General features: G+C 62.3%; 15 protein-coding genes. 5 read left to right on the top strand and 10 right to left on the bottom strand.

Going from position 1 to position 22,829, the window contains the following annotated elements; translation table 11 throughout:
* The first annotated feature begins 102 nt into the window (after window positions 1–102).
* Window positions 103–2,391 carry a glycoside hydrolase family 3 N-terminal domain-containing protein gene (locus PCJ49_RS20775; protein ID WP_269912625.1) on the top strand — a complete coding sequence of 763 codons (2,289 nt, stop codon included), beginning with the start codon at window positions 103–105 and terminating at the stop codon, window positions 2,389–2,391.
* Window positions 2,392–2,628: 237 nt separating this feature from the next.
* On the opposite strand, the gene PCJ49_RS20770 is transcribed toward PCJ49_RS20775, so the two are convergent.
* The 3 genes from PCJ49_RS20770 to PCJ49_RS20760 all read right to left on the bottom strand — a co-directional run bounded on the left by PCJ49_RS20770 (window position 2,629) and on the right by PCJ49_RS20760 (window position 8,936).
* Complete coding sequence (locus tag PCJ49_RS20770) at window positions 2,629–3,759, bottom strand: heparan-alpha-glucosaminide N-acetyltransferase domain-containing protein (RefSeq protein WP_269912624.1); 1,131 nt, start codon at window positions 3,757–3,759, stop codon at window positions 2,629–2,631.
* On the bottom strand, window positions 3,756–6,107 hold the full coding sequence (locus PCJ49_RS20765) for an alpha-N-acetylglucosaminidase (protein ID WP_269912623.1): 2,352 nt from the start codon (window positions 6,105–6,107) through the stop codon (window positions 3,756–3,758). Before PCJ49_RS20765 ends, PCJ49_RS20770 begins: the two co-directional genes overlap by 4 nt.
* A 120-nt stretch (window positions 6,108–6,227) precedes the next feature.
* Window positions 6,228–8,936 (bottom strand): TonB-dependent receptor, encoded by a 2,709-nt coding sequence (locus tag PCJ49_RS20760; RefSeq protein WP_269912622.1) that lies wholly within the window; start codon window positions 8,934–8,936, stop codon window positions 6,228–6,230.
* A gap of 857 nt (window positions 8,937–9,793) precedes the next feature.
* On the opposite strand from PCJ49_RS20760, the gene PCJ49_RS20755 reads away from it, so the two are divergent.
* Window positions 9,794–11,275, top strand: a complete 1,482-nt coding sequence (locus tag PCJ49_RS20755; RefSeq protein WP_269912621.1) for a PAS domain-containing methyl-accepting chemotaxis protein — start codon at window positions 9,794–9,796, stop codon at window positions 11,273–11,275.
* A gap of 37 nt (window positions 11,276–11,312) precedes the next feature.
* Here PCJ49_RS20755 and PCJ49_RS20750 read toward each other — a convergent pair whose 3' ends face one another.
* The 4 genes from PCJ49_RS20750 to PCJ49_RS20735 all read right to left on the bottom strand — a co-directional run bounded on the left by PCJ49_RS20750 (window position 11,313) and on the right by PCJ49_RS20735 (window position 16,699).
* Window positions 11,313–11,795, bottom strand: coding sequence for a cupin domain-containing protein (locus PCJ49_RS20750; protein ID WP_269912620.1), 483 nt, complete (start codon window positions 11,793–11,795; stop codon window positions 11,313–11,315).
* On the bottom strand, window positions 11,792–12,985 hold the full coding sequence (locus tag PCJ49_RS20745) for an MFS transporter (protein WP_269912619.1): 1,194 nt from the start codon (window positions 12,983–12,985) through the stop codon (window positions 11,792–11,794). The genes PCJ49_RS20750 and PCJ49_RS20745 overlap by 4 nt, the downstream gene beginning before the upstream one ends.
* A 150-nt stretch (window positions 12,986–13,135) precedes the next feature.
* Entirely contained in the window at window positions 13,136–15,382 is a 2,247-nt protein-coding gene (locus tag PCJ49_RS20740; protein ID WP_269912618.1) for a TonB-dependent receptor, read from the bottom strand.
* A gap of 405 nt (window positions 15,383–15,787) precedes the next feature.
* Complete coding sequence (locus tag PCJ49_RS20735) at window positions 15,788–16,699, bottom strand: LysR family transcriptional regulator (RefSeq protein ID WP_269912617.1); 912 nt, start codon at window positions 16,697–16,699, stop codon at window positions 15,788–15,790.
* 117 nt (window positions 16,700–16,816) lie between these two features.
* Here PCJ49_RS20735 and PCJ49_RS20730 point away from each other — a divergent pair, with 117 nt between their 5' ends.
* The 3 genes from PCJ49_RS20730 (at window position 16,817) to PCJ49_RS20720 (ending at window position 20,295) form a co-directional block, all read left to right on the top strand.
* Entirely contained in the window at window positions 16,817–17,602 is a 786-nt protein-coding gene (locus PCJ49_RS20730) for an SDR family NAD(P)-dependent oxidoreductase (protein WP_269912616.1), read from the top strand.
* 19 nt (window positions 17,603–17,621) lie between these two features.
* Complete coding sequence (locus tag PCJ49_RS20725) at window positions 17,622–18,533, top strand: NAD-dependent epimerase/dehydratase family protein (RefSeq protein ID WP_269912615.1); 912 nt, start codon at window positions 17,622–17,624, stop codon at window positions 18,531–18,533.
* 130 nt (window positions 18,534–18,663) lie between these two features.
* The gene (locus PCJ49_RS20720) at window positions 18,664–20,295 is read left to right on the top strand and encodes a family 43 glycosylhydrolase (protein ID WP_269912614.1); all 1,632 of its coding nucleotides are present in this window, start codon (window positions 18,664–18,666) and stop codon (window positions 20,293–20,295) included.
* 72 nt (window positions 20,296–20,367) lie between these two features.
* Here the strand turns inward: PCJ49_RS20720 and PCJ49_RS20715 are convergent, their stop codons facing one another.
* The 3 genes from PCJ49_RS20715 to PCJ49_RS20705 form a co-directional block, all read right to left on the bottom strand.
* Window positions 20,368–21,141, bottom strand: coding sequence for a cyclase family protein (locus PCJ49_RS20715; RefSeq protein ID WP_200819921.1), 774 nt, complete (start codon window positions 21,139–21,141; stop codon window positions 20,368–20,370).
* 5 nt (window positions 21,142–21,146) lie between these two features.
* The gene (locus tag PCJ49_RS20710) at window positions 21,147–21,446 is read right to left on the bottom strand and encodes a 2Fe-2S iron-sulfur cluster-binding protein (RefSeq protein WP_269912613.1); all 300 of its coding nucleotides are present in this window, start codon (window positions 21,444–21,446) and stop codon (window positions 21,147–21,149) included.
* A gap of 217 nt (window positions 21,447–21,663) precedes the next feature.
* Window positions 21,664–22,827, bottom strand: coding sequence for a prolyl oligopeptidase family serine peptidase (locus tag PCJ49_RS20705; RefSeq protein ID WP_089288430.1), 1,164 nt, complete (start codon window positions 22,825–22,827; stop codon window positions 21,664–21,666).
* Between the last annotated feature and the right edge of the window lie 2 nt (window positions 22,828–22,829).

Below are 22,829 nucleotides of genomic sequence, written 5' to 3'. Positions count from 1 at the left end.
ATACTGTGAAATCGTCTATGCAACCGGTTACATGATGCAGTCAACCCCATTTTTGACCCCAATTCGTGAATTTGCACGGGACGGGTCACACGAGAGGCAACGATGGGTGACAAGAAAATATCCCGGCGGGCAGTGATGATGGGGGCGGGTGTCGCGGCGGCCTGGATGGCCAGCCCGGCCCGGCCCCTGGCACAGGCGGCGGAAGCCGGCCCGGTGCCAGCCTTCATCGACGCATTAATCAGCCGGATGAATGTGGAGGAAAAGGCCGGGCAGTTGCAGCTGATGGCCGCGGCCTGGAGTGGCGGTGTCGCCACCGCCATCAATCCGCCCAGCGGCAATAGCGGGAATTTCGACCAGCAGGTGGAAGCCGCCGTGGCCGGCCGCCTGACCGGCGTGTTCAACGGCAATGGCGCCGTGATGGCCGAACGGATGCAGCGGGCGGTGATGCAGAAATCACGGATGAAGATCCCGCTGATCTTCGCCGCCGACATCATCCATGGCCACCGCACCATCTTCCCCGTCGGTGTGGGGGAGGCGGCCAGCTTTGAACCATCGCTGGCGGAGCGTACCGCGCGGGTAGCGGCGATTGAGGCCGCCGCCGCCGGCATCGACTGGACCTTCGCCCCCATGGTGGATATTGCCCGCGACCAGCGCTGGGGCCGCACCATGGAAGGGGCCGGGGAGGATGTGCTGCTGGGCTGCCTGTTCGCCGCGGCGCGCGTGAAGGGGTTCCAGGGCGGTGACCTGCGGGCCGATGATGCAATGATGGCCTGCATCAAGCATGTCGCCGCCTATGGTGCTGCCATGGGCGGGCTGGATTATAATACGGTGGATATGTCCGAACGCACCCTGCGGGAAGTCTATCTGCCCCCCTATCAGGCCGGGTTTGATGCCGGGGCCCTGTCGGGCATGGCCGCTTTCAATGAAATCAACGGCATTCCCGCGCATGGCAATAAATGGCTGATGACCGATCTGCTGCGCGATGAATGGAAATTCCAGGGCATCATCGTTTCCGACTATACCGGCGATGAAGAGATGATCGCCCATGGCTATGCCAGGGATGGGCGGGATGCCGCCCGTCTCGCCATCCTGGCCGGCGTCGACATGAGTATGCAGAGCGACCTCTATGCCCGCCACCTGCCGGGGCTGGTGCGTGACGGGCTGGTACCGGAAGCGGTGGTTGACCGGTCAGTGCGCCGGGTGCTGGCGGTCAAGGCCATGCTGGGCCTGTTCGATGATCCGTTCCGCCGCATCAATGCCAAGCGGGAAAAGGCCCGCACCCGCCTGCCCGCCCATCTGGCCCTGGCGCGGGAGGCGGGGCGCAAATCCATCGTGCTGCTGAAGAATGAGGACAACCTGCTGCCCCTGCCCAAGCAGGGGCGCAAGATCGCCTTCATCGGCCCCTTCCTGCGCCAGGAACGCAGCCTGAATGGGCCCTGGGTGATCTATGGCGACAATGCCCAGGCGGTGGACCTGCCCACCGGCGTGCGCGCGGCACTGGGGCCGGATGCGACGGTCAGCTTCACCGATGGATGCGGCGTCAATGCCCCCCTGCCGGGTGGGATTGAGGCGGCAATGGCCGCCGCCGGGGCCGCCGATATCGTGGTGCTGTGCGTGGGCGAGAATGAGCGCATGTCCGGCGAGGCGCAGAGCCGCACGGATATCGGTCTGCCCACCGCCCAGCAGGAACTGGCCGAGGCGCTGGCCACCAGCGGCAAACCCATGGTGGTCCTGCTGACCAATGGCCGGGCGCTGGCCCTGCAAGGGGCGGTGCGTGATGCCAAAGCCATTCTGGTGACCTGGTTCTTAGGCTCAGAGGCCGGGCACGCCATGGCCGATATCCTGTTCGGCGACCATGGCCCCTCCGGCCGGCTGCCCTGTTCCTTTCCCTATGAAACCGGGCAGCAGCCTTATTTCTATGCCCATAAGAACACGGGCCGCCCGGTGCTGGCGGGCAAGCCGACGGAATATAAGGCCAGGTACCGGGAAGCGCCCAACGCGGCGCTGTACCCGTTCGGCCATGGTCTGACCTATGGCGATATCCATTACAGCGACCTGAAACTGCCCACCACGCTGGCCTGGGATGGCACGCTGACCATCAGCGCCACCATCACCAACCGGGGCCGGCGCGCCGCGGAGGAGGTGGCCCAGCTTTACATCCGCGACCAGACAGCCAGCATCACCCGGCCGGTGCGGGAATTGAAGGCCTTCACCAAGCTGCCACTGGCAGCGGGCGAAAGCCGGGTGGTGAGCTTCACCCTCAGCCGCCGTGACCTGCTTTTCTATGGGGTGGAGAACAAGCCGACGGTGGAACCGGGCCTGTTCACGCTCTGGATCGCCCCCTCCGCCCAGGCGGAAGGGGTGACTGGCATGTTTGAACTGCTGGCATAATACCAATCCGCCGAAAGATTGACCTTTCGGCGGATTGGAGGCCGGCGACTGCCGGCTCAGCACCTCGTGGCGCGTAAGCCAAGGGCGCGGATGCGCCCGCCCGGCGCCTGAGGGAACGCAAAATCTCCCTGGATCGGTCACGATCAAGGGAGATTGGTATAAGTCGAAGCCCCCGCAAGTGCCCCAACGGGCACCGGCGGGGGCGGTCATGCCGCTGGCATTCAACACGGGATTCGCTCAGGCTTTCAGGATCAATCCCTTGCGATCCATTGCCCAGGCCACCGCCCAGCAGACCATCGTATAGGCAAAGGCGCAGAGCAGCGATCCGACCGGCCCCGGCGCCAGGGGCTGGAACAGCGTGACGCCGATCCAGTGATAGACACCGCCCTGCGGGCCGATGCGCACCATCTCCAGCACAATCACGAACAGTTCGGAGAACAGGTATATCGCCAGCGGGTTACGCCCCAGGATGGTGAAAAAGGACGTGCCGCGCTGTCGGCCCGCCAGTTCCACCAGGGCGATCAGCCCCGCCAGCAGGATAAGGTCCAGCCCCGTCGTCAGCAGAACGAAGGAGCCGGTCCACAGCTTCTTGGCAATCGGGAACCAGGGTGCCCAGGCCAGCCCGGCCAGCACCAGCCCCACCCCGGCCACCGCCATCAGCCGGACCGTGCGGGCCAGCGATGCGCCGCGCAGGATGGCCACACCGGCCAGATAGCCGGCCAGCACATTCACCGTCGCCGGCAGGGTGCCCAGCAGCCCTTCCGGATCGAAGCCATTATCCTTCTTGTAAAGATGCGCCGGGCCAATCAGCCAAAGATCAATCTTGGTGCCGATATTGGCATATTTATCATAGGCCAACCCCGGTTCGCTGAAGGCCAGCAGAATCCCCCAATAGCCCAGCAGCAGCACGATACAGGCCAGCACGATCTGCCGCACGCCCAGCCAGCGCACCAGCAATCCGGCCAGCAGATAGCAAAGCGCCAGCCGCTGCAGCACCCCCGGTATCCGCGTGTGATCAAAGGGCAGGAAGGCCCATCCCGTTTCCCCGCGCGCCACAAAGGGGAACCAGTACATCAGGAAGCCCAGCAGGAAGATGATGGCCGCCCGCCGGCACAGGCCCTTTACATAAGGGCCGGTCGGCAGCGGCTTGCGCAACGCGAAACTCATCGCGTTGCCCATGGCGAACAGGAAGGTGGGGAAAACCAGATCGGCCAGGGTGAAACCGATCCATTTCGCATGGACCAATTGTGCAAAGGGCGGGGCCCCGGCCCCGGCCGTATTGACCAGGATCATCAAAAAGATGGTGGCGCCGCGAAACACATCGAGCGCGATGAAGCGCTTGGGCGCGGCTGTGCTGATCACGCTCATGGCCGGTCCACCTCTGCCAGCAGCGTGCGCAGGGCGGCCAGGGGCGATGCCGGCCGCTGACGCGGCCACAGGTTCCCATCGCTGAGCCAGCCTTGCTCCCAGGCCTTGATATCGGCCTTCACCGCCGCTTCATCCAGCGGCTTGCCGGCCACGGCCGCCTGTCGGGCGGCGTTCAGGAAGCGCTGCCAGCGCGGCAGGTAATAGCCGGCATAAAGCCCCTGCCAGGCGCGCGAGGCATAATCCGACAGGTTCCCCGTGCCGCCCCACAGGGTGACAATGGCCTTGGCATCCTGGGCAAAATGCTGCTTCTCCGCCGGCGTGTCGCCATAGGCGCGGGCGTCTTCGATCCAGCTTCCCAGTGTTTCCTGCTGGTTGCCCAGCAGGCTGTCAATCTGGCGGGCCAGCGCCTCCACCCGTGCGGCAGCGCGATCACCGGCCGCCAGATCGCCGGCCTTATAGGCGGCGATGGCCTGCTTCAACGCCTCGTCCAGCTTCAGGCTGGCATAATGGCCGGTCAGATCGATCAGGTCATAGAGGTAAAGCGGCTCTGCCCCCAGCCCGGACGCCTGGGCCAGCAGCGCCTCGATCCCGGCGCGCAATTGGGCAGCATCACCCGGCGGGGCGGGATAATCCGAGCCGGCCAGGGTCGGCCGTTTGAAGAACAGATAGGCCCCGGCGCGCTTTTCCCACCAGCGCGGCGTCCAGTAGCGCGTGCTGAAGGCCCCGGCAATCACCTTGTTCCAGCCATCCAGCAAGGCCGGCGTCACTGTGCCATAGCGGGCGCGCAACCGGTCGGACAGCCAGCTTTCCACCGGCGGCGCCCCCGTTTGGCCCGCCAACTCCCCCCAGGCCAGATCATAGGCGTAATCATAGACGATGCCGTTATTATGCAGCCCTTCCGGGAACATGCCAAAGCCGGCCAGCGACCCGCGCCCCGGATGGCGCAGCACCGCTTCCATATCGGTGCGGTAGAAGGACAGGTCGCCATAGACCGGGTTGCTGCCGCCATAATTATGGACATAGCCATAGATCCAGTGCTTGCCGTCAAAGGCGTTGCTGGATTGCCAGATGCCGGGATAACGGTCATTGCCGATATCCAGGATCAGCATCCGTTCATCCGGCACCTTGGACAGGAAGGCGGCGATGGCGTCGGGCGTCCAGAAATGCTTGTCGGCCCCGAACAGCCAGCCCTGCATCACCCAGGTGGCACCGGGGGCCGCCTCCGTCACCGACTGGTAAAGCCGCTCGCCATAGGCGGCCAGCCGGGCGCTGCGCACCTCCGCCGGCAGGGCGGCGGCGCGGGCAGCGGCGGTGTTGGCGGTGGAATCGCCATAGGTGGCCTGGCGGGCGTCGCTGCCATCCTCCGCGATGGGGGGCACCATCTCGTTGAAGGCATCCAGCAGGTAATATTGCCCCGGCCCATAGGTTTCATTGTAAAGCGCGATGAAGCGCTTGGCGATGCGGGCGAATAGCGGGTCGGACGGGTCCAGCCAATAGGTGCCGGGGAAACCTTCCCATTCCCGCATCTGATAGATGCGGGCCTCCGGATGGCGCTCGGCAAAGGCCTTGGGCACATAGCCGGCAAAGGCCGGCAGGATCGGCTTCATGCCCAGGCCACGCATCCGTTCCAGGATGCGCTTTTGCAGGGTGTGCTTCTTGTCGATCCAGCCGGTGGACAAAGGCGCGCGATATCCGGCGATATTGCCCATGCGCTGCCAGGGCAGGAAGGGGGCGGCGGAGAAGCCATCGGCAATCGCCGCGTCGCTCAACCCCTCTTCCCGCCACAGGGCGCGCCAGACATATTCCTGCCCCTCCATGGCCAGCGGCGTATCAATGCCATGGGCGGCCATCCAGTCAATTTCCTGCTCCCAGCGGGCCCAATCCCACCAGACGCTGGTGTAACCAAAGGTGCAGGGGTTGAGATAGGTGCGCAGGCCGAAGGGGGATGTGACGTCCCCGCTGTCATAGCCGGGCGCGAAGGCCACCGTTTGGCGACGGTTGCCTTCCCAGCTGACCGCCAGCGCCCCCTGGCGACCCAGATAGCGGACAGCCCCATGCACCAGCGCCACGGCGGAATCCCCTTCCACCGAGAGATGCCCCTTATCGGTCCGCACCCGGTAATAGGGCTTGTCCTGCTTCTTCAAGGACAGGTTGATCAGGCTTGTATCGACACCCAACCGCCCCAGCACGGCCTGCGCCTCTGCTGTTGCTTCGGCCGGCATGGCGGTTTTCTGCGTCGGTTTCGCGGCCACCGGTGCCGGCAGACCGCCGCTGGTGATCAGCCAGAGCGCGGCCGACATCAGGCAGAATGAGCGGGTGGAAAGGCTGGCCAATGCTGAAATCGCCAATGTCTGTCATCCATCCGTTGAAGTGCTGACCCCGCAAGCGCGGATGTCGCAGCGCTTGCGGCAATCAAAAGCTGGCAGCATCCCAATGGGCAAGGCACACCGGGATGCTGCCAATGGCGATTACATCTTCCAGGTCGCCGCCGCATAGAAGCTGCGGCCATAGAAGCTGCTTTCCTGCCAGACGGAAGGATCGTTGTAATAGGCCTCTTCGCTGCTTTCGTTCAGATTGATGACACCCACGCTGAAGCTGAGATGTTCATCGAACGTATAGCCGGCGCTGAGATCCACCTGGGTGCGGGCCTTCACCGTATGGCCTTCGCGGGCGAAGAAGCTGTCGGCGCTGTTCTGGTCATAGCCGCTGCGGTGGTTGATGGCCACGCGCACGCTGAAACTGTCATTTTCCCAATAGGGCGTGACGTTCCAGGAGGTCTTGGACAGGTTACGGACGGTATAGCCGGTACCAATCTTCACCTTCTGCGGATAGACCTTGGTGAAGTTACCGATGATGCCAAAGCCATCCACCGGCAGGTAATCGTCGAACGACTGGTTCCAGCTCACCTCAAAGCCCTTCAGCTTGATGGTGGAGGGGTCGTTCAGCGTCTGGGTGATGTCATAGATATTGCCGGCGGCATCCACGCAGTCATTGCCATTGTTGGTCAGCGGCGTGCCGGCAAATGAACCCGGGCAGACCAGCGCCGAATAGGTGCCGTTCTTGATCCATTTCTGGAAGCCGTTGATGGAGAAGGCACCGGTGCGGCTGTAATACCACTCCACCCCCAGATCAATCTGGTTGGCGGTCAGCGGCTTCAGGCCGGCCTGACCCAGATTGACCGTCACAATGTCGGTCTTGGTGTTCTGGGAATTGGTGGTGCGCGAGGTGGTCTGGGCCAGGGAGCTGTTGGAATCCAGGATTGGGCGGACCAGCACATTGGCGGCGGCAAACCGGACCATCAGCTTATCCACCGGCTCGACGGACAGGTTGAAGCTGGGCAGCCAGTTATCGTAATGCTGCGACTGGGTATAGTCGCCAATATCCTGCTGCACCTCGCTATAGCCATCGGTCCGCGGGCCGGTGACGTTACCCTTCACCTTCTGGCGGGTATATTCATAGCGCAGGCCAAGATTACCCGTCACCTTCATGTCGGCCAGCATGGTGTCGATGCTGGCCATCGCATAGGCGGACGGCATATAGCGGTCCACCTTATAGCTGGATTCCGGGGCGAAGATTTCCGGAACCACGATGCCAGCCGCCGCCAGCGCCTTGTCATAGGCGGACGGGTTGGGGCCGACCCAGCCATGCGGGATGTCAAAGCGTCCATCCAGGAAATCGCCGACCGAATAGTAATTGCTCGGCATGGATGGGAAAATGCTGCTGCCGGGCGCCGGGGCGTTGGACAGCGCGATCATGTCATGACGCGTGATATAGCGGTCGAAACTTTCGTGCCGGTTCTTGGCACCAACGCTCAGCTTGCTGATCGGGCCGAACGCTACTTCCTTGGACAGATCGACCTGTTCAGACAGTTCGCTGGACTTCATCCGGCGGGTGGCGCCATTGGGATATTCGTTGCGGTTCAGCAGGTTGGGGGCATACAGCCCGGCATTGGCCAGATCGGTGCTGACCGTGTAGCCAATGGCATCCGGATCGGCAATATCGATGGTGGCACTGGGGATATTGATGCCCAGAATGGCCGCCGCTTCACGCAGATAGGCCTTGCCCTGGGTATAGTTCACCGCCGTCTTGGCGACCCAGCCATCATCACCGGTCCATGTGCCCGACAGGGTATAGCCCTGGCTGGTCAGATTGCGCTCTTCCTCCTGACGGTTATTTTCCATCGTGAAGTTGGTCGCGGTGGTGTTGACCGCCGTACCATTGGTCACCTTGTTGACCTTCAGGCGCGCGGTGTTGAACAGGAAGACCTGCTGGTTGACGTCGTAATCCGTATTGTCGCGCGCGAAAATCGCCGAGGCATTAATCTCAATAGAATCGGTGGGGCGCCATTGCAGCCCGCCGCTGGCCTGCTTGCGTTCCGTTTCGCGGTCGATACGGCGATAACGCGGGCGGCGCGGCACCGTCACGGTCGATCCACCGATGGATTGGGTGGTCCAGCGATCCATCCAGAAATAATCGGCGCGGTCGTCCAGCTTCTGATAGCCGACATTCAGGTAAACGCCGAGCGTATCGTTCAGCAGCTGATCGACATAGCTGACACCAACCTTCGGCGTGATCTTGCCGCCGGCGAACTCTGAATTCTGGCCTTTGACGGAGGTGACGAATTCCGGTGCCTTGTAATCCAGCGGCTTGGTGGTGTCGATATTCACCGTGCCGGACAGGCCGCCGGCATCCATGTCCGCCGTCGGCGATTTGATGACCTGGATGGAGCTGGCCAGCTCGGTCTGAATAATATCGTAACGGAAGCCATCGGTGAAATCGGCACTCTTGAAGACCTGGCCATTGATGGTGGTCAACGCATATTGCGGACCCAGACCACGAATGCTGATCGTCGCCCCGCGCCCATTGACATTGGACATCTGCACGCCGGAAATGCGCTGGATCGCTTCCGTGATATTCTCGCTGGGGAACTTGCCCAGATCTTCCGCCGAGATACCGTCGGTAACGCGGGAGTCCAGGCGCTTGGACTCCATGGCCGCATAGATCGAACCACGGAAACCGGTTACCACGACCTCGTCAAGCGTCTCCGTGCTTTCAGCGGAAGAGGATTGCGCCAATGCCGGGGCGGCAAGGGCCAGCAGGCCGATGCAGGTGCCGCACAGCAAGGACATTTTCTTGCGGCGAAGCGCCGCGACATTCCCACGAACTGAGTTGCTCATCCCGTAACCCCTGCCTGTTAAGTATGATGCTGAGGTGATGTTCGACGGCTGGCGGCTTGTTTTCGTTTCTCGTCGTCCATTCCTTCATGTCAGCAATTGGTATGGTTCGTCAAGTCCACTATAAGACATTTCAAGACGCCGAATTTTTAATTCAAATTAATTAAATCAAGGCCCCGGATAAATTTCGGACGGATGAAGGCCATCGACACCAAAATGCACAAATACAAAGCATCATCTTTTAATACATAAATAAAATTACGCAAAATATGCACATTAAACATGCATACATATATAGTTTTATGAAAAAATTGCACATCTCTTGAAATATCAAGAAATACAGTCGCGAAATTTAGAATAAATATATAAGATAAATTTATGAAGAATTTTTGTTACCCCACCTGATAACGCATCACGCGCATTTATTGGTATATTTTCATTAAAAAAATCAAATAATCTCACGATTTCAACAAAATAATGAAGCGATCACCCCACCCAAAAGCCATCTGGAATAAAAATGGCGGAAATGGCGCAGGTTCTTACCGTAAAATAACAATACCAATTTATGCCAAATCCTCTCGCCGATTTTCCGGATTATGCCGGGAGCGGGAACCCCGTCCATCACTATTACAAAGTGAAACACCGCCAGTGCCGCCGCTGGAGAAGAGTTCGTAAATATCAGTTAACCGTTTGCCTAGATCACAATTAACGGAAGTCAATCCCTCAGACGTCAAAAACTATGCTGAGGGCTATAGGCTTCCCCCTGTTCTGGCAACGCCCTTTCCCCTAGCCTCTGAAACAGGCAACACGGGGACAAACGACCCCGAAAGAACATTCTTATGTATGGAGGGGTCAGTCAAATGGTGTTCAATCTGCTGAAGCAACAAGATGCCACAGCGCAAATCATCGCCGCGCTGAACCGCTCCCAGGCGATGATTTCCTTCAATACGGATGGCACCATCCTCGACGCCAACCAGAATTTTCTGGATGTAATGGGCTATACGCTGACGGAAATACGGGGGCAGCATCACAGCCTGTTCGTCGATCCGGCTGAAAAGAACAGTGCCGATTATACGAATTTCTGGCGGGCGCTGAACCGCGGTGAATTCCAGGTCCGCACCTTCAAGCGCATCGGCAAAGGCGGTAAGGTCGTCTGGATTGAGGCTTCCTACAACCCAGTGCTGGATGGAAACGGGCGGGTCACCAAGGTGGTGAAATATGCCATTAATGTGACCAGTAAGGTGATGGAACAGGCGGAAGCCGCCGGCCAGCTGGCCGCCATCCGCAAATCCAACGCCGTCATCGAATTCGACCTGGACGGCAACATCCTGTGGGCCAATGACAATTTCCTCAACGCCGTCGGTTATCGGCTGGAGGAGATCAAGGGCCGCCATCACAGCATGTTCGTGGAAGCGGCGGAGAAGAACAGCCCCGATTACCGGGCCTTCTGGCATGCGCTGCGCGCCGGTCAGTTCCAGGCACGGCAGTTCAAGCGCATCGGCAAGGGCGGCAAGATCATCTGGATCGAAGCCTCCTATAACCCGATCCTGGACCCGGATGGCAAGCCGATGAAGGTGGTGAAATATGCCACCGACATCACCGCCCAGATCGACATGCTGGCCAATCTGAAACAACTGATCGACCGCAATTTCGCGGAGATCGACAAAGCCGTCGGTCTTTCCACCGGCGAGGCTGCCTGCGCGGCATCGGCCGCCAACCAGACCTCCGCGGCGGTGCAGATGATGGCCTCCAGCACAGAGGAGCTGGCCGCCTCCATCAATGAAATCTCCCATTCCATGGTGCAGTCCCGCAGCGCCACCGATAATGCGGTGCTGTTGACCAACCAGGCTGGTGAGGCGGCGCAGCGGCTGGACACCGTGGCCCAAGCCATGGAAGGGGTGGTTGATACCATCCGCACCATCGCCGGCCAAATCAACCTGCTGGCCCTGAACGCCACGATCGAGGCGGCGCGCGCCGGGGAGGCCGGGCGCGGCTTTGCGGTGGTGGCGACGGAGGTGAAGAATCTGGCTAACCAGTCGGCCGGCGCCACCCAGAAAATCACCCAGGAAATCGGTGGCATCCAGGCGCTTTCCGCCGATATGGTTGGCGCGCTTCAGCAGATCCGCGATGCGGTGGCCAATGTGCGCGAATATGTCTCGACCACCGCCGCCGCCGTGGAAGAACAGAGTGCTGTTACCCGTGACATGTCCGCCAGTATGCAGACAACCGCCGCCGCCGTGGAAACCGTGACCCAGAATCTGGGCGCGATCAACGGTTCCATCGGCAAGGTGGGCCATGCCGTGGAAACAACCAAGGCCGCCGCACGGATACTGGCACGGTAATACCGGGCCAGTACTCCCCGCCGCCGAAATGTGGTGTTTACGGATGGACCTCCGGCAACACCTTGCCCCCGGCCATCACCGGCAGCGCCTCGATCAGGATGAAGGCGATGCGGCAGACCTGATCGGGGGACGGGTTGCGCCAGAGATGGTTGGTGGCGCGCTGCACCACAATGTCACCGGCCTGCAGCGCGGTGACGGAACCATCATCCAGCTCCAGTTCCAGCTGACCGGACAGGACGATACCGTAATCAATGGAGTAGGAGCGGTGCAGCGGCGATGCCTTGCCCGGCAGCATGTCCACAATGCGGATCACCGATCCGCCATACAGTGTCTTACCGGCCGGCACCATGCCGTCGGTCCCGGCATTCAGATCGGCAGGGACTGTGGGCGTGGCCCAGACCAGTTGAAAGGCGGCATCGCCGCTGTCGATCAGGCTGGGAGTCAGCGTATCAACGCTACGGATCACCGACAGGCCCTGATCATCATGGGCGGTGACGATGCGGCGGAAAGGCTGGGTCATGATGCGGAAACGCTCCGGTTTTGCAACAGCAGGAAAAGGTTGACGGCAGCCACCAGCAGGGCGCCCAGGCCGATCACCGGCAGCGCTGCCGCCACCGATCCGGTGGCTAGCGTCAGGGCCGGCACCACCAGGGCGGACAGGAACTGCCCGATGGAGAAGCTGGATTGCCACAGGCCGGTACCGCGCCCGCGCACCGTGAAGTTCAGCACGGACAGGGCCCAGGTCAGCAGGGTGGGCAGCAACATGCCGGCCGCCAGTTGGCCGACAAAGGCAAAACCGATGAACAGCCCGGCATTGCCCGCCAGCCCCATGGCAATGAAGGCGGCGGCGATCAGGCTGAACTCCCCGGCCAGCAGCAGCCGCACATCCAGCCGCGCCAGCCGCCAGAAAACCAGCGTACCCAGCGGGACGCCGATGCTGGCCAGTGCGGAGAACAGGCCGATCTGGCCGGGATCGGTGACGCCATGGGCGGGCAGCACCGTGCTGATATTCACCTGGATCGTATAGAACAGAATGGCCGCCAGCACCGTGGTGCCGCAGGACAGGGCCATATGCCGCCCCGGCAGGCCGGACCAGTCCAGCATCCGGATGCGCGCGACATGCCCCCCCTGCCCCGCCGGTTCACGCACCAGCAGCAGCACCCCCAGGGCCATCGGCCAGGCCAGCCCATAGACCAGGAACGGCGCCTGCCAGCCCTGGCGCCCCAGCAGACCGCCAAGCGCCAGGAACAGCAAGGCCGAGACCGAGGCCACCGCCGTCTGGGAGGACAGCCAGCGTTCCCGGGCCTTGCCGCTGTAAAGGTCACCGATCAGGGTGGTGGACAGCGTCATGATCACCGCCTCGCACAATCCCACCGCCACGCGGCTGGCCAGGATGGGGCCGATATCCGTCAGCAGCATCGGCCCCATCCCCGCCAGCCCATACAGCAGCATGGCGATGATCAGCAGCCGCTTGCGCCCGAACCGGTCGGCCAACATGCCGGCCACGGGGGAGAACAGGGCGATGCAGAGACCCGGCAGGGTCAACAGCACCGGCACCAGAAATTCCACCCCCGGTACATGGGCAAAGGCGGCCATCATCTGCGGTGCCACCGGCACCAGCAGCAAAATCCCCATCACCGCCGAGGTGCAGGGCAACAGCAGGGCAATGCCGGTGGCAATCCCCGGCGGACGGGATAGGGCGGATTGCATGGGGGGTGTCCTTTGGGGGGGTGGGATGCGTGCGATGAGGGCTATTTCTTACCCGTCACCCCGGCGCAGGCCGGGGTGACGGTGGGGAAAGCGCTTATCGTCGGTAAAGTCGTTGGGAACCGCTGTGATCAGGAATGTACGCAGCCCCCCTTAGAACCGCACGCTGCCGCGCAGGCCATAGGTGCGGGGCGGGCGCAGGCCGTTATAGACAACGTTCAGGATCGGCCGGGTGACGGAGGTGGAATAGATGTCCTTGTCCTCCAGATTATTGACGAAGGCGGTCAGCGACCAGCTGTTCTCCGGCGCTTCCAGCGTCAGCCAGATATCGGAGGTCATATAGCCGCCCTGATGCTGTTCCGGCCGGTAATCGATGGACAGGAACCGGCCGCTTTCAATGCGGCTGCGCGCGCCGGCCATCAGGGCATAATCCCCCGGCAGGGTGAATGTATGCTCATAGGACAGGTTGAGCGACCATTTCGGCGCATTCACCGCCGGCTGGCCGGAACAATCCACGGTAAACAGCCGGGCCGGGGCCGCCACCGGCAGGGAGGTATTGGGCGTCACCGCGCAGCCGCTGGGCAGCGGCGCGCCATTGGCGGAAATGGCGGTATAGACGAAGCTCTTATATTTGCTGTCCATATATTGCAGGTTGATGCCGATCTCGTCATCGCGGGTCAGCCGGTACTGCGCTTCCAGATCCAGCCCATACATGCGGGCCTGGCCGACATTGGCGGTCACCGAGGCCTGGCCATAGACACCGGGCCGCACTTCCACCGGGCCGATATAGCCGATCTGCTGATCCTGATAATCCCACCAGAAGGCTTCGGCATTCAGCTGCAGCCGGTTATCCAGGAAACGGTTCTTGGAACCCAGCGTATAGGCCGTCAGCTTCTCCGGCTCAAAACTGTTCTTGCCGACGGCGGGATAGAAGCCGCCCGCCTTGAAGCCGGTGGCGACATTGGCATAGAGCAGCGATTGCGGCCCGGCATCAAACTCGATCCCGCCCTTCCAGGTGACGCTTTCAAAATTCTCGTCCCCCGTCGCCGTCAGGAAGGGCGGGTTGGGGTTGGAAATGCTGCTCTGGCGCAGCGGTGTCGTCTGTTCCTTGTTTTCATGGGTATAACGGATGCCGGCCACCAGCCGGAAATCCGGCGCCACATCATAGGTACCCTGGCCGAACACGGCCTTGCTGGTGGTTTTCTGGTGGGGCATGAAGGTGGTGGTGGACAGCCCGCCCTGGAAGAAGCTGTTCAGCGCATCCACCTTATCATGGAACAGGAAGCCACCCACCACATAACGAAACGCGCTGTCTTCGGCGGAGGCAAACCGCACTTCCAGAGAGCTTTGCTTGGAGGTCTCCTGCATATCGCCCTGGAAGCCGACGCTGTAGAAGCGGAAATCCGGCCGGCTGTCACGATAGGCTGGCAGCACGGTCAGGGTGCCGGCATCAAAACTGTAATCCAGCGTGGCCGAGACGCCCCAGAAGGTATTGTCGTTGAAACCGTCCTTCTGTGGCGGCACCACCAGGCCGCTATTGATCAGGCCGGGGAAACGCAGCCGCAATTCAGCGATGCTGGCCGCTTCCGACCCGCCGATCCGGTCCGATACGGCCGGGGCGGTGGGGGTCAGGCTGCCGGGCACCAGCACGCCGCCAACCCCCTTGCCACCCTGGTGGAAGTAATCGCCCATCACCAGCAGGCTCAGCCGGTCATTCGGTTCCCACAGCAGGGAGGCGCGGGCCGCCTCCCCCTTCTCATCATCATAACCGTCGGAGAGATAGCCATCGCGGTCCAAAGCCTGTCCGGCAATGCGCAGGGCCAGCGTTTCGGAAATCGGTGCATTGAGGACGGCACTGCCCTTGCGCAGATTGTAATTGCCGATCTCCGCCCCCACCTCGCCGCTGGTGCGTGACAGGTCGGGGCGGTTGGGCAGCACATTGATGGCGCCGCCGGTGGCGTTGCGGCCATAAAGCGTGCCCTGCGGCCCCTTCAGCACCTCCACCCGCGCCAGATCGAACAGCGCACCGACGGGGGCAGTGGGGCGGCCGATATAGACGCCGCCATAATTGAAGGCGATGGCATTTTCAGAGAAGGAGTTCGGCCCCAGCGTACCCACCCCGCGCAGATAAAAGCCGTTATTGGAACCGCCGCCCGGCTGCACCACCAGGGCCGGCACCATCTTGGTCAGCCCGATCGTGTCGGTGACGCCAGCATTGACCAGATCGTCGGTGGAAATGGCCGTGACGGCGATGGCCACCTTCTGCAGGTTCTCCGTCCGGCGCTGCGCGGTGACGACAATCTCATCCAACCCCGGCCCGCCGGCATCCTGGGCCAGGGCTGCCGGCATGGGGCCGGCCAGCAGGGCGGTTGAAAGCAACAGGGCTTTATAGGCGCGCATCTTTGGTCTCCTCCTGGGGCCGCCCCGCCATTGCACAAGCGGGGCTGTTTCCGGACGTGATGCCGGATTGTTTTCGTTGCAGCCGGTGGGGGATCAGCGGGCAATCATGGCCGGTGCCGACAGGCAGGGAATAAACCCGCCATGCAGGCCCTGGTCATGGATTATCCATTAGCGGCCCAAAGGCCGCCCGTGCTTCCGGGTTCATACCGGTCATCCTCCCCGCCGCCAGCCTTTGTTGGCCAGTCTGGTCATTTGCAGGGAAAACCATATCAGCCGCCGTATCATCGGCGTAATCGTATTTGCTGATCCGATCTATCGGTCGGACCGATAGTTGGGACTGGTTGCCCCCTCCGATAAACCGTCAATATCGGAATCAACACATAAACTCATTTTATGCGCCAAATATCATAAATCCTGTTCCGCCATGCATTCGCGCAGCAGCTGGCGGAACCAGAGCAGGGCCGGATCGCGCTGGAAATGTCGGTGCCACTGGATCATCTCCGTCAAGACGGGAAACTCGATGGGCAGCGGCAATATGCGCAGCGGCAGGCGCTGCACATATTGTTTTGCCAGCCTGGCGTGCATGGTGGCCAGCAGGTCGGTCTCCACCAGCATGGCCGGCACGGTGGTGAAATCAGGCACGAAGACGGCCGCCTTGCGGGCATAGCCGAAGCGTTCCATGAACCATTGGTCGAAGGAGGGGGAGCGTTTCATGCCGAACCGCACCTGCACATGGTCCATCGCCATATATTGATCAAAGCTGATCGCGTCGCCCACCTGCCGGTTGCCTTCCCAGACGACGACGACATGTTCGTCGGTGAACAGCTTCTCCTTCGGGTGGTCGGGATGGGTGAAGTTATCCGGTGTCAGCAGGAAATCCACCTGCCCGCGCCCCAGCCGGTCCAGCACCATATCATCCATGAAATCAATTTCCACCCGGATGCCCGGGGCCAGCGCCCGCGCCTTGGCGATGGCGCGGGCCAACAGCACCTCTGTCACATAATCGGACGCGTGCAGCCGGATGGAGCGGGTGGCGCTGGCGGGATCGAAGCTGGGCTTGGTTTCGATGGTGGATTGAATTTGCATCAGAATGTCGCGCACCGGCTCGGCCATGCTTTCGGCCAGCGGCGTGGGCACCATGCTGCGCCCGATCTGGGCCAGCAGATCATCATCAAAAAATTCGCGCAGCCGGGCCAGATTGCCCGAGACGGCCGATTGGCTGAGGTTCAGCCGGTTGGCCGCGCGTGAGACGCTGCGTTCTTCCAGCAGCACATCCAGCACCACCAGCAAATTCAGGTCCAGTTTCTGGAACCGCATCTTATTTCCTCCCTGTCCTATCGGCTGTGGCGATAGGTCGTCTCAGTAAATACGATTTTGGTGATGCAGGTCGAGACCCTATCGTGACCACATCGATTTCCCGGCAAAGGAATAGCCATGGACGCGACCCACTATGGCCGCCTGTTCGACCTGTCGGGTCGGCGCGCCCTTGTCACGGGCGGGCAGCGCGGGCTGGGCCTGGGGATCGCCACGGCGCTGGCCTGCCAGGGGGCAGAGGTCTGGATCAGCAGCGAGGATGCGGCCGGCTGCGCCGATGCTGCAGAGGGGTTGCGGGCGCAGGGGCTGAACGCTCACGCCGCCGCGTGCGATGTCAGTGATCAAACCGCCCTGTCGGCCATGGTGGCACCGGTGACGGCGGCGGGGCCGCTGGATATCCTGGTCTGCAATGCCGGTATAGCCCCCCATGCCGGCCCCATCGCCAGCGCCAGCGAGGCCGATTGGCAGGCGACCATGACCGTTAATCTGCAAAGCGTGCTGTGGCTGACCGGCATGGTTCTGCCCGGCATGGCGGCGGCGGGCGGTGGCAGCGTGATCATCATGTCCTCCATCGCCGGGCTGCGCGGCAACAAGGCCTTGGGGCTCTATGCCCTGTCCAAGGCGGCGAATGCACAATTGGCCCGCAATCTGGCGGTGGAATGGGGGCCGGCGAATATCCGGGTCAACGCCATCTCCCCCGGTTTCATCCGCACCGACCTGTCGCGGGATCTGCTGGCCAACCCGGCCTTCATGGAACGGCGCATGGCGATGACGCCCCTGCGTCGGCCGGGTGAGGTGGCAGAGGTGGCCGGGGTGGCGGTGATGCTGGCCAGTGCGGCCGGCGGCTTCATCACCGGGCAAAATATCGTCGTGGATGGCGGCACACTGATCACCGACGGCAATTGAAAAAATAAGGGGAAACGCCATGCATATCCTTGTTACCGGCGCCGGCGGTTTCGTCGGTGCGGCCCTTGTCCGCCGTCTGCTGGCGGGGGCGGGGCCTGCTTTCACCAGCCTGACCCTGGTTGACCGGCAATTCAGCACCCGGCCCGACGATCCGCGGGTGACCGCCCTGGCCAGTGACATTGCCGATGCCGGCATCTGGGCCGATGCGCTGAACCAGCCGGCCGATCTGGTTTTCCATCTGGCCTCCGTGCCGGGCGGGCTGGCAGAGCGGGATTTCGATCTGGGCATGGCGGCCAATCTGGGCGGCACGCTGGGGCTGCTGGATGCGCTGCGCCGGCAGCAAAGCCCGGCCCGGCTGGTCTTTGCCAGCTCAGTGGCCGTCTATGGCGACCCGCTGCCCGATCAGGTGGATGATGCCACGCCCGCCCGGCCCGGCCTGTCCTATGGGATGCAGAAGCTGGTCGGCGAGTTGCTGGTGACGGATTACAGCCGGCGCGGTTACATTGATGGCAGCAGTCTGCGCCTGCCCGGCATCGTCGCCCGCCCCCCTGCCCCATCGGGCCTGATCTCCGCCTTCATGAGCGAGGTGATGTGGGCGGCACGGGACCATCGCCCGGTGTGCTTACCGGTCTCCGAACAGGGCGTGTGCTGGTGGATGTCGGTTTCGGCGGCCGTGGAGGCCCTGCTGCACGCCGCCTCCCTGCCCGGCCAGGGCCGTGTCTGGCTGCCGCCGGTGCTGCGCCTGACCTTGGGCGAACTGGTGGCAGCCCTGACCGACCGGTTTGGCCCGTTTGATGTGACCTATGCCCCCGACCCGGCGGTGGAGGCCAAATTCGCCCGCCAACCGCCATTGATCGCTACCGCCGCCCGTGCAGCGGGGTTCCGCGACGATGGCGACGTGGCGGGGCTGATCAGGGCGGCCGTGGGGTGATGGGGGGCAGGAACCTTCCCCGCAATCCGGCCTGACGGCCACAATCCCTTGAACATCCCGCAGCTTGACCAGCCGCAAAAAGCAGCCTAATTTCAGAATTAAATTCTAATTATAGTAATGGGAGGGAAACATGAATACGCGTCGTGACCTGTTCCGTATGGCCCTGGCGGGTTCAGCCGCCGTACCTGCTTCCGCCCTGGGCCTGTTGTCCGCCAGCGCAGCAGCCCCAGAGGGAAAGGGGCAAGCCACAGGCTGGGCGCAGGGCATTGAGGGACAGCGCAAGGCCGATCTTGGTGACGGTACCTTTCTGAACCCGATCCTGGCCGGCGATCATCCCGATCCCAGCATCCTGAAGGATGGGGATGATTACTATATGACGCATTCGTCGTTCGAGGCGTCACCCGGCCTGCTGATCTGGCATTCCCGCGATCTGGTGAACTGGACCCCGATCTGCACGGCATTGGAAAAGCCGCCGGGAATGGTCTTCGCCGTCGATCTGGTCAAGCATAAGGACCGCTACTACATCTATATTCCCTTCCTGAAGGTGCCATGGGCAACCACTCTGCCGGCACCGATGTGTATCTATGTCATGCACGCCCCCAGCATTACAGGGCCGTGGAGCGCGCCCATTGATCTGGGGCTGCGCGGTATGATCGATCCCGGCCATCTGGTCGGGGAGGATGGCAACCGCTACCTTTTCCTGTCGGGTATCAAACGGGTGCGCCTGTCTGAGGATGGGCTGTCCACCGTCGGGCCGGTGGAGAAAGTCTATGATGGCTGGCATTATCCCGATGACTGGATTACCGAAGCCTATGCGCTGGAAGGGCCAAAGCTGCTGCGGCGCGGCGACTGGTTCTATCTGATCAGTGCGGTTGGCGGCACAGCCGGGCCGCCAACGGGGCATATGGTAATTGCCGCGCGGTCCCGTTCGGTGCATGGCCCGTGGGAGAACTGCCCCCACAACCCGATTGTCCGAACGACCGATCCCGATGAACGCTGGCTGTCGCGCGGCCATGCCACCCTGGTCTGCGGGCCGGGGGAGCAATGGTTCATGGTCTATCACGGCTATGAAAATGGCTATCGCACCCTGGGGCGGCAGACCTTGTTGGAGCCCATCGAATGGACATCGGATGGCTGGTTCAAGGCAACGGGCGGCGATCTTGCCCAGCCGCTGCGCAAGCCGGTCAACCTGCCTTCTGCGCCGCATGGCGTTGCCCGCTCCGATAATTTCTCCCAGGCTTCATTCGGCTCGCGGTGGAGTTTCTATGCCGGTGGCCCGAACGAGATTGAGCGGGCCAGCCTGTCAAAGGATGGTCTGGTTTTGCGGGGTAAAGGCACCGGCCCGCATGATTGCTCCCCTTTGACCCAGATGGTCGGGGATCATGCCTATGAGATTTCCGTCACCCTGGCATTGCAAGGCGATGCGGAGGCCGGGCTTCTGCTCTTCTTCAATGACCGCCTGTTCCTGGGCGTGGGGGTCAATGGGGAGCGGATGAAAACTTTTAATGGCGGCAAGGTAAGCCACTGGCGTGAACCTGCGCCGCCGACAAAGCGCATCCATCTGCGGATCAGCAATGATCGCCACATCATCACCTATTATTACAGCCTGAACGGAACCGACTGGACCCGGCATGGTGTTCGGGCAGAGGCTTCTGGCTATCACGCCAACACCATCGGCGATCTCGCCAGCTTGCGCCCTGCCCTCTATGTGGCGGGGTCGGGTACGGCTACGTTCAGCGATTTCCGCTACCGAGCTTTATAAAGTCTACTGATACAGCCATGGTGAATTCCGCCCTTGTGTTCCGTGCACAAGGGCGGAAGCCACGTGCATTGTTCAATCCGGCATGATGGCGACAGCGCGGGTCCAGCCAGCGCTGGCCGCCCGTACCTTCACCGGGAAGCAGGCGACGGTGAAGCCGTGCGGCGGCAGGCTTTCCAGGTTGGAGAGCTTTTCCATGTGGCAATAGCCGACATCCTTGCCGACATAATGGCCCTCCCAGATCAGCGAGGCGTCGCCGGTTTCCTTGAACTTGGCGGCGGTGAAGGGGAAGGGTGCATCCCAGCTCCAGCCGTCAATGCCGGTGACGCGCACGCCGCGTTCCACCAGATACAGCGTCGCCTCCCGCCCCATGCCGCAACCCTTGGCCAGGAAATTCGGCTGGCCATAGGCGGCACCGGCCGCCGTGTTCACCAGCACGATATCCAGCGGCTGCAGCACATGGCCGATGCGGGCCAGCTCGGCCTCCACCTCTGCCGCCGTGACGACATGGCCGTCGGGCAGATGGCGGAAATCCAGTTTCACGCCGGGGCGGAAACACCAGTCCAGCGGCACCTCATCGATGGTGATGGCACGTTTGCCGCCATCCATCGTGGAATGGTAATGCCAGGGCGCATCCATATGGGTGCCGTTATGGGTGGTCAGCTCCACCCATTCCGCCGCCGGGCCTTCGCCATCGGGCAGCTGGTCGACCGTCAGGCCGGGGAACATCTGGCAATATTCCGCCGCCCCTTCGGCATGGCTGGCATAGCGGATCTTGGGACGCATGAAAGGCGGGTCCGCCGGCACGTCATTTTCCAGATGCACGGAAAGATCGATGATACGGGGCACGGGTTTCACCTTGGTTTGATGATGGCGACAGACAGCGGGCCTGGCGGGTGGGTCTGGCAGGCCAGCCGGATGGCGGGATCGGTGATGGCAAGCTGGCGCCGCAACTGCGCCTCCCGCTCCCCCATCGGGCCAGGATCGCCATCCACCACCCGCACCCGGCAGGTACCACAAATACAACCACCCCCGCACAGGGCGGTGATTGTATCACGACCGGCGGGGGTGATGGCTTGAAGCAGATTCTGGCCGGGGGGAAGCGGCAGGGTTTGCGGCGGGCCGATTTCGGGGAGGATGGTCAGGCTGGGCATGGGGGTTTCCATGGCCAGGTTTGCGGTGTGACCCCTATTCCCATTCATTTTTTCTCTTCCTACCCCGTCATCCCGGCGAAAGCCGGGACCCAGGGGCCACGCGCCCAACCACTCAGTTGCGTTGATTGATGCAGCGTCGACAGGTTTCCTGTTGCCCCTGGGTCCCGGCTTTCGCCGGGATGACGGGAGGGGCGAGTTGCGGTGAGGTATACCCCCCTTACCCCAACCGCCCCCCCAACGTGTCGGCGAACCAGTCGGCGATGTAATCACGCCCGAACGACATGTTATCCGCCCCGACATGCTCCACCCCGCCTTCACGCTCGGTGAAGATTTTCAACTCGCGCCGGGGGGAGTTCACCAGCTGGTCATAGGTCTGGTGGGCGTAATCGACGGAAATCTGCCGGTCCTTGGAACCGTGCGTCACCAGGAACGGCACCTTGATCCGGTCCAGCACGCCATTCAGATGCATCCCTTCGGCCTTGGCGAAGAAATCATCCATATCCTGGGCACCAAACACCCAGCGCACATGGCCCCAGTAATGCGGCACCGGGTTTTCGCCTTCCCGCTTCAGGCGCTTCTGCTGCACTTCGCGCCAATCATGGTTGGCACCCCAGACAGCACCAGAAGCAAAGCGCGGTTCAAACGCCACGGCGCGCGGGGTGAAATAGCCACCCAGCGAAATGCCGACCATGCCGATCTTGTCAGGCATCACATCGGGCCGGGCGGCCAGATAATCGAACACGGGCGTGGCCCAGCGTTCGGTTTCATGCGTGGCATACAGGTTGTTGGCGCGCAGCGCCTCACCCGTGCCCGGCTGGTCGATACAGAGCGTGGAAATGCCGCGCTTGGCCAGCGCGTGCGGCAGCCAGGACCAGAACAGCAGCTCCTTGCAGCTGTCCAGGCCATTGACATACAGCACGCAGGGGGCCGGGCCATCCACCCCTTCTGCCTTGGTGAACAAGGCCGGGATGAAGCTGTCACCAAAGGGGATTTCCACCCGCGTGCAGTTCTCCCGCGCCAGCGCTGTGCCCTTGCGGAAGGCGTTCTGACCCTTGGTGAAGGTCTCCCCCCGGCCCGGATGGCCATGGCCCTGCATCCGCTCCGCCGTGATGTAATAGAGCGAGGCGCGCTGCAATTTGGCCCCGGCGGAAAAGGCGCGGCCCCGCGCCTCATCTTCTTCGGCCAGCCCCACCAGCTTGTCGGCCATGGCTACCCATTGGGTCAGGAAGGCACCGGTGCCGGCATCTTCCCCGCGGGCTGCCGCGTCCAGCAGCGGGCGGCACATATCCTCGATCTCGCCGATCCGCGCACCGCTTTCCAGGGCGATATTGACCGAGAGATTCCAGATGTAATTGTTGGGGAAATATTGGAACAACGCCATGA

The sequence above is a fragment of the Niveispirillum sp. BGYR6 genome (genome assembly GCF_027568365.1).
GTDB lineage: Bacteria > Pseudomonadota > Alphaproteobacteria > Azospirillales > Azospirillaceae > Niveispirillum.
The sequence above is the reverse complement of the archived record's forward strand: the minus strand, read 5'-3'. Positions and strand labels throughout refer to the sequence as shown.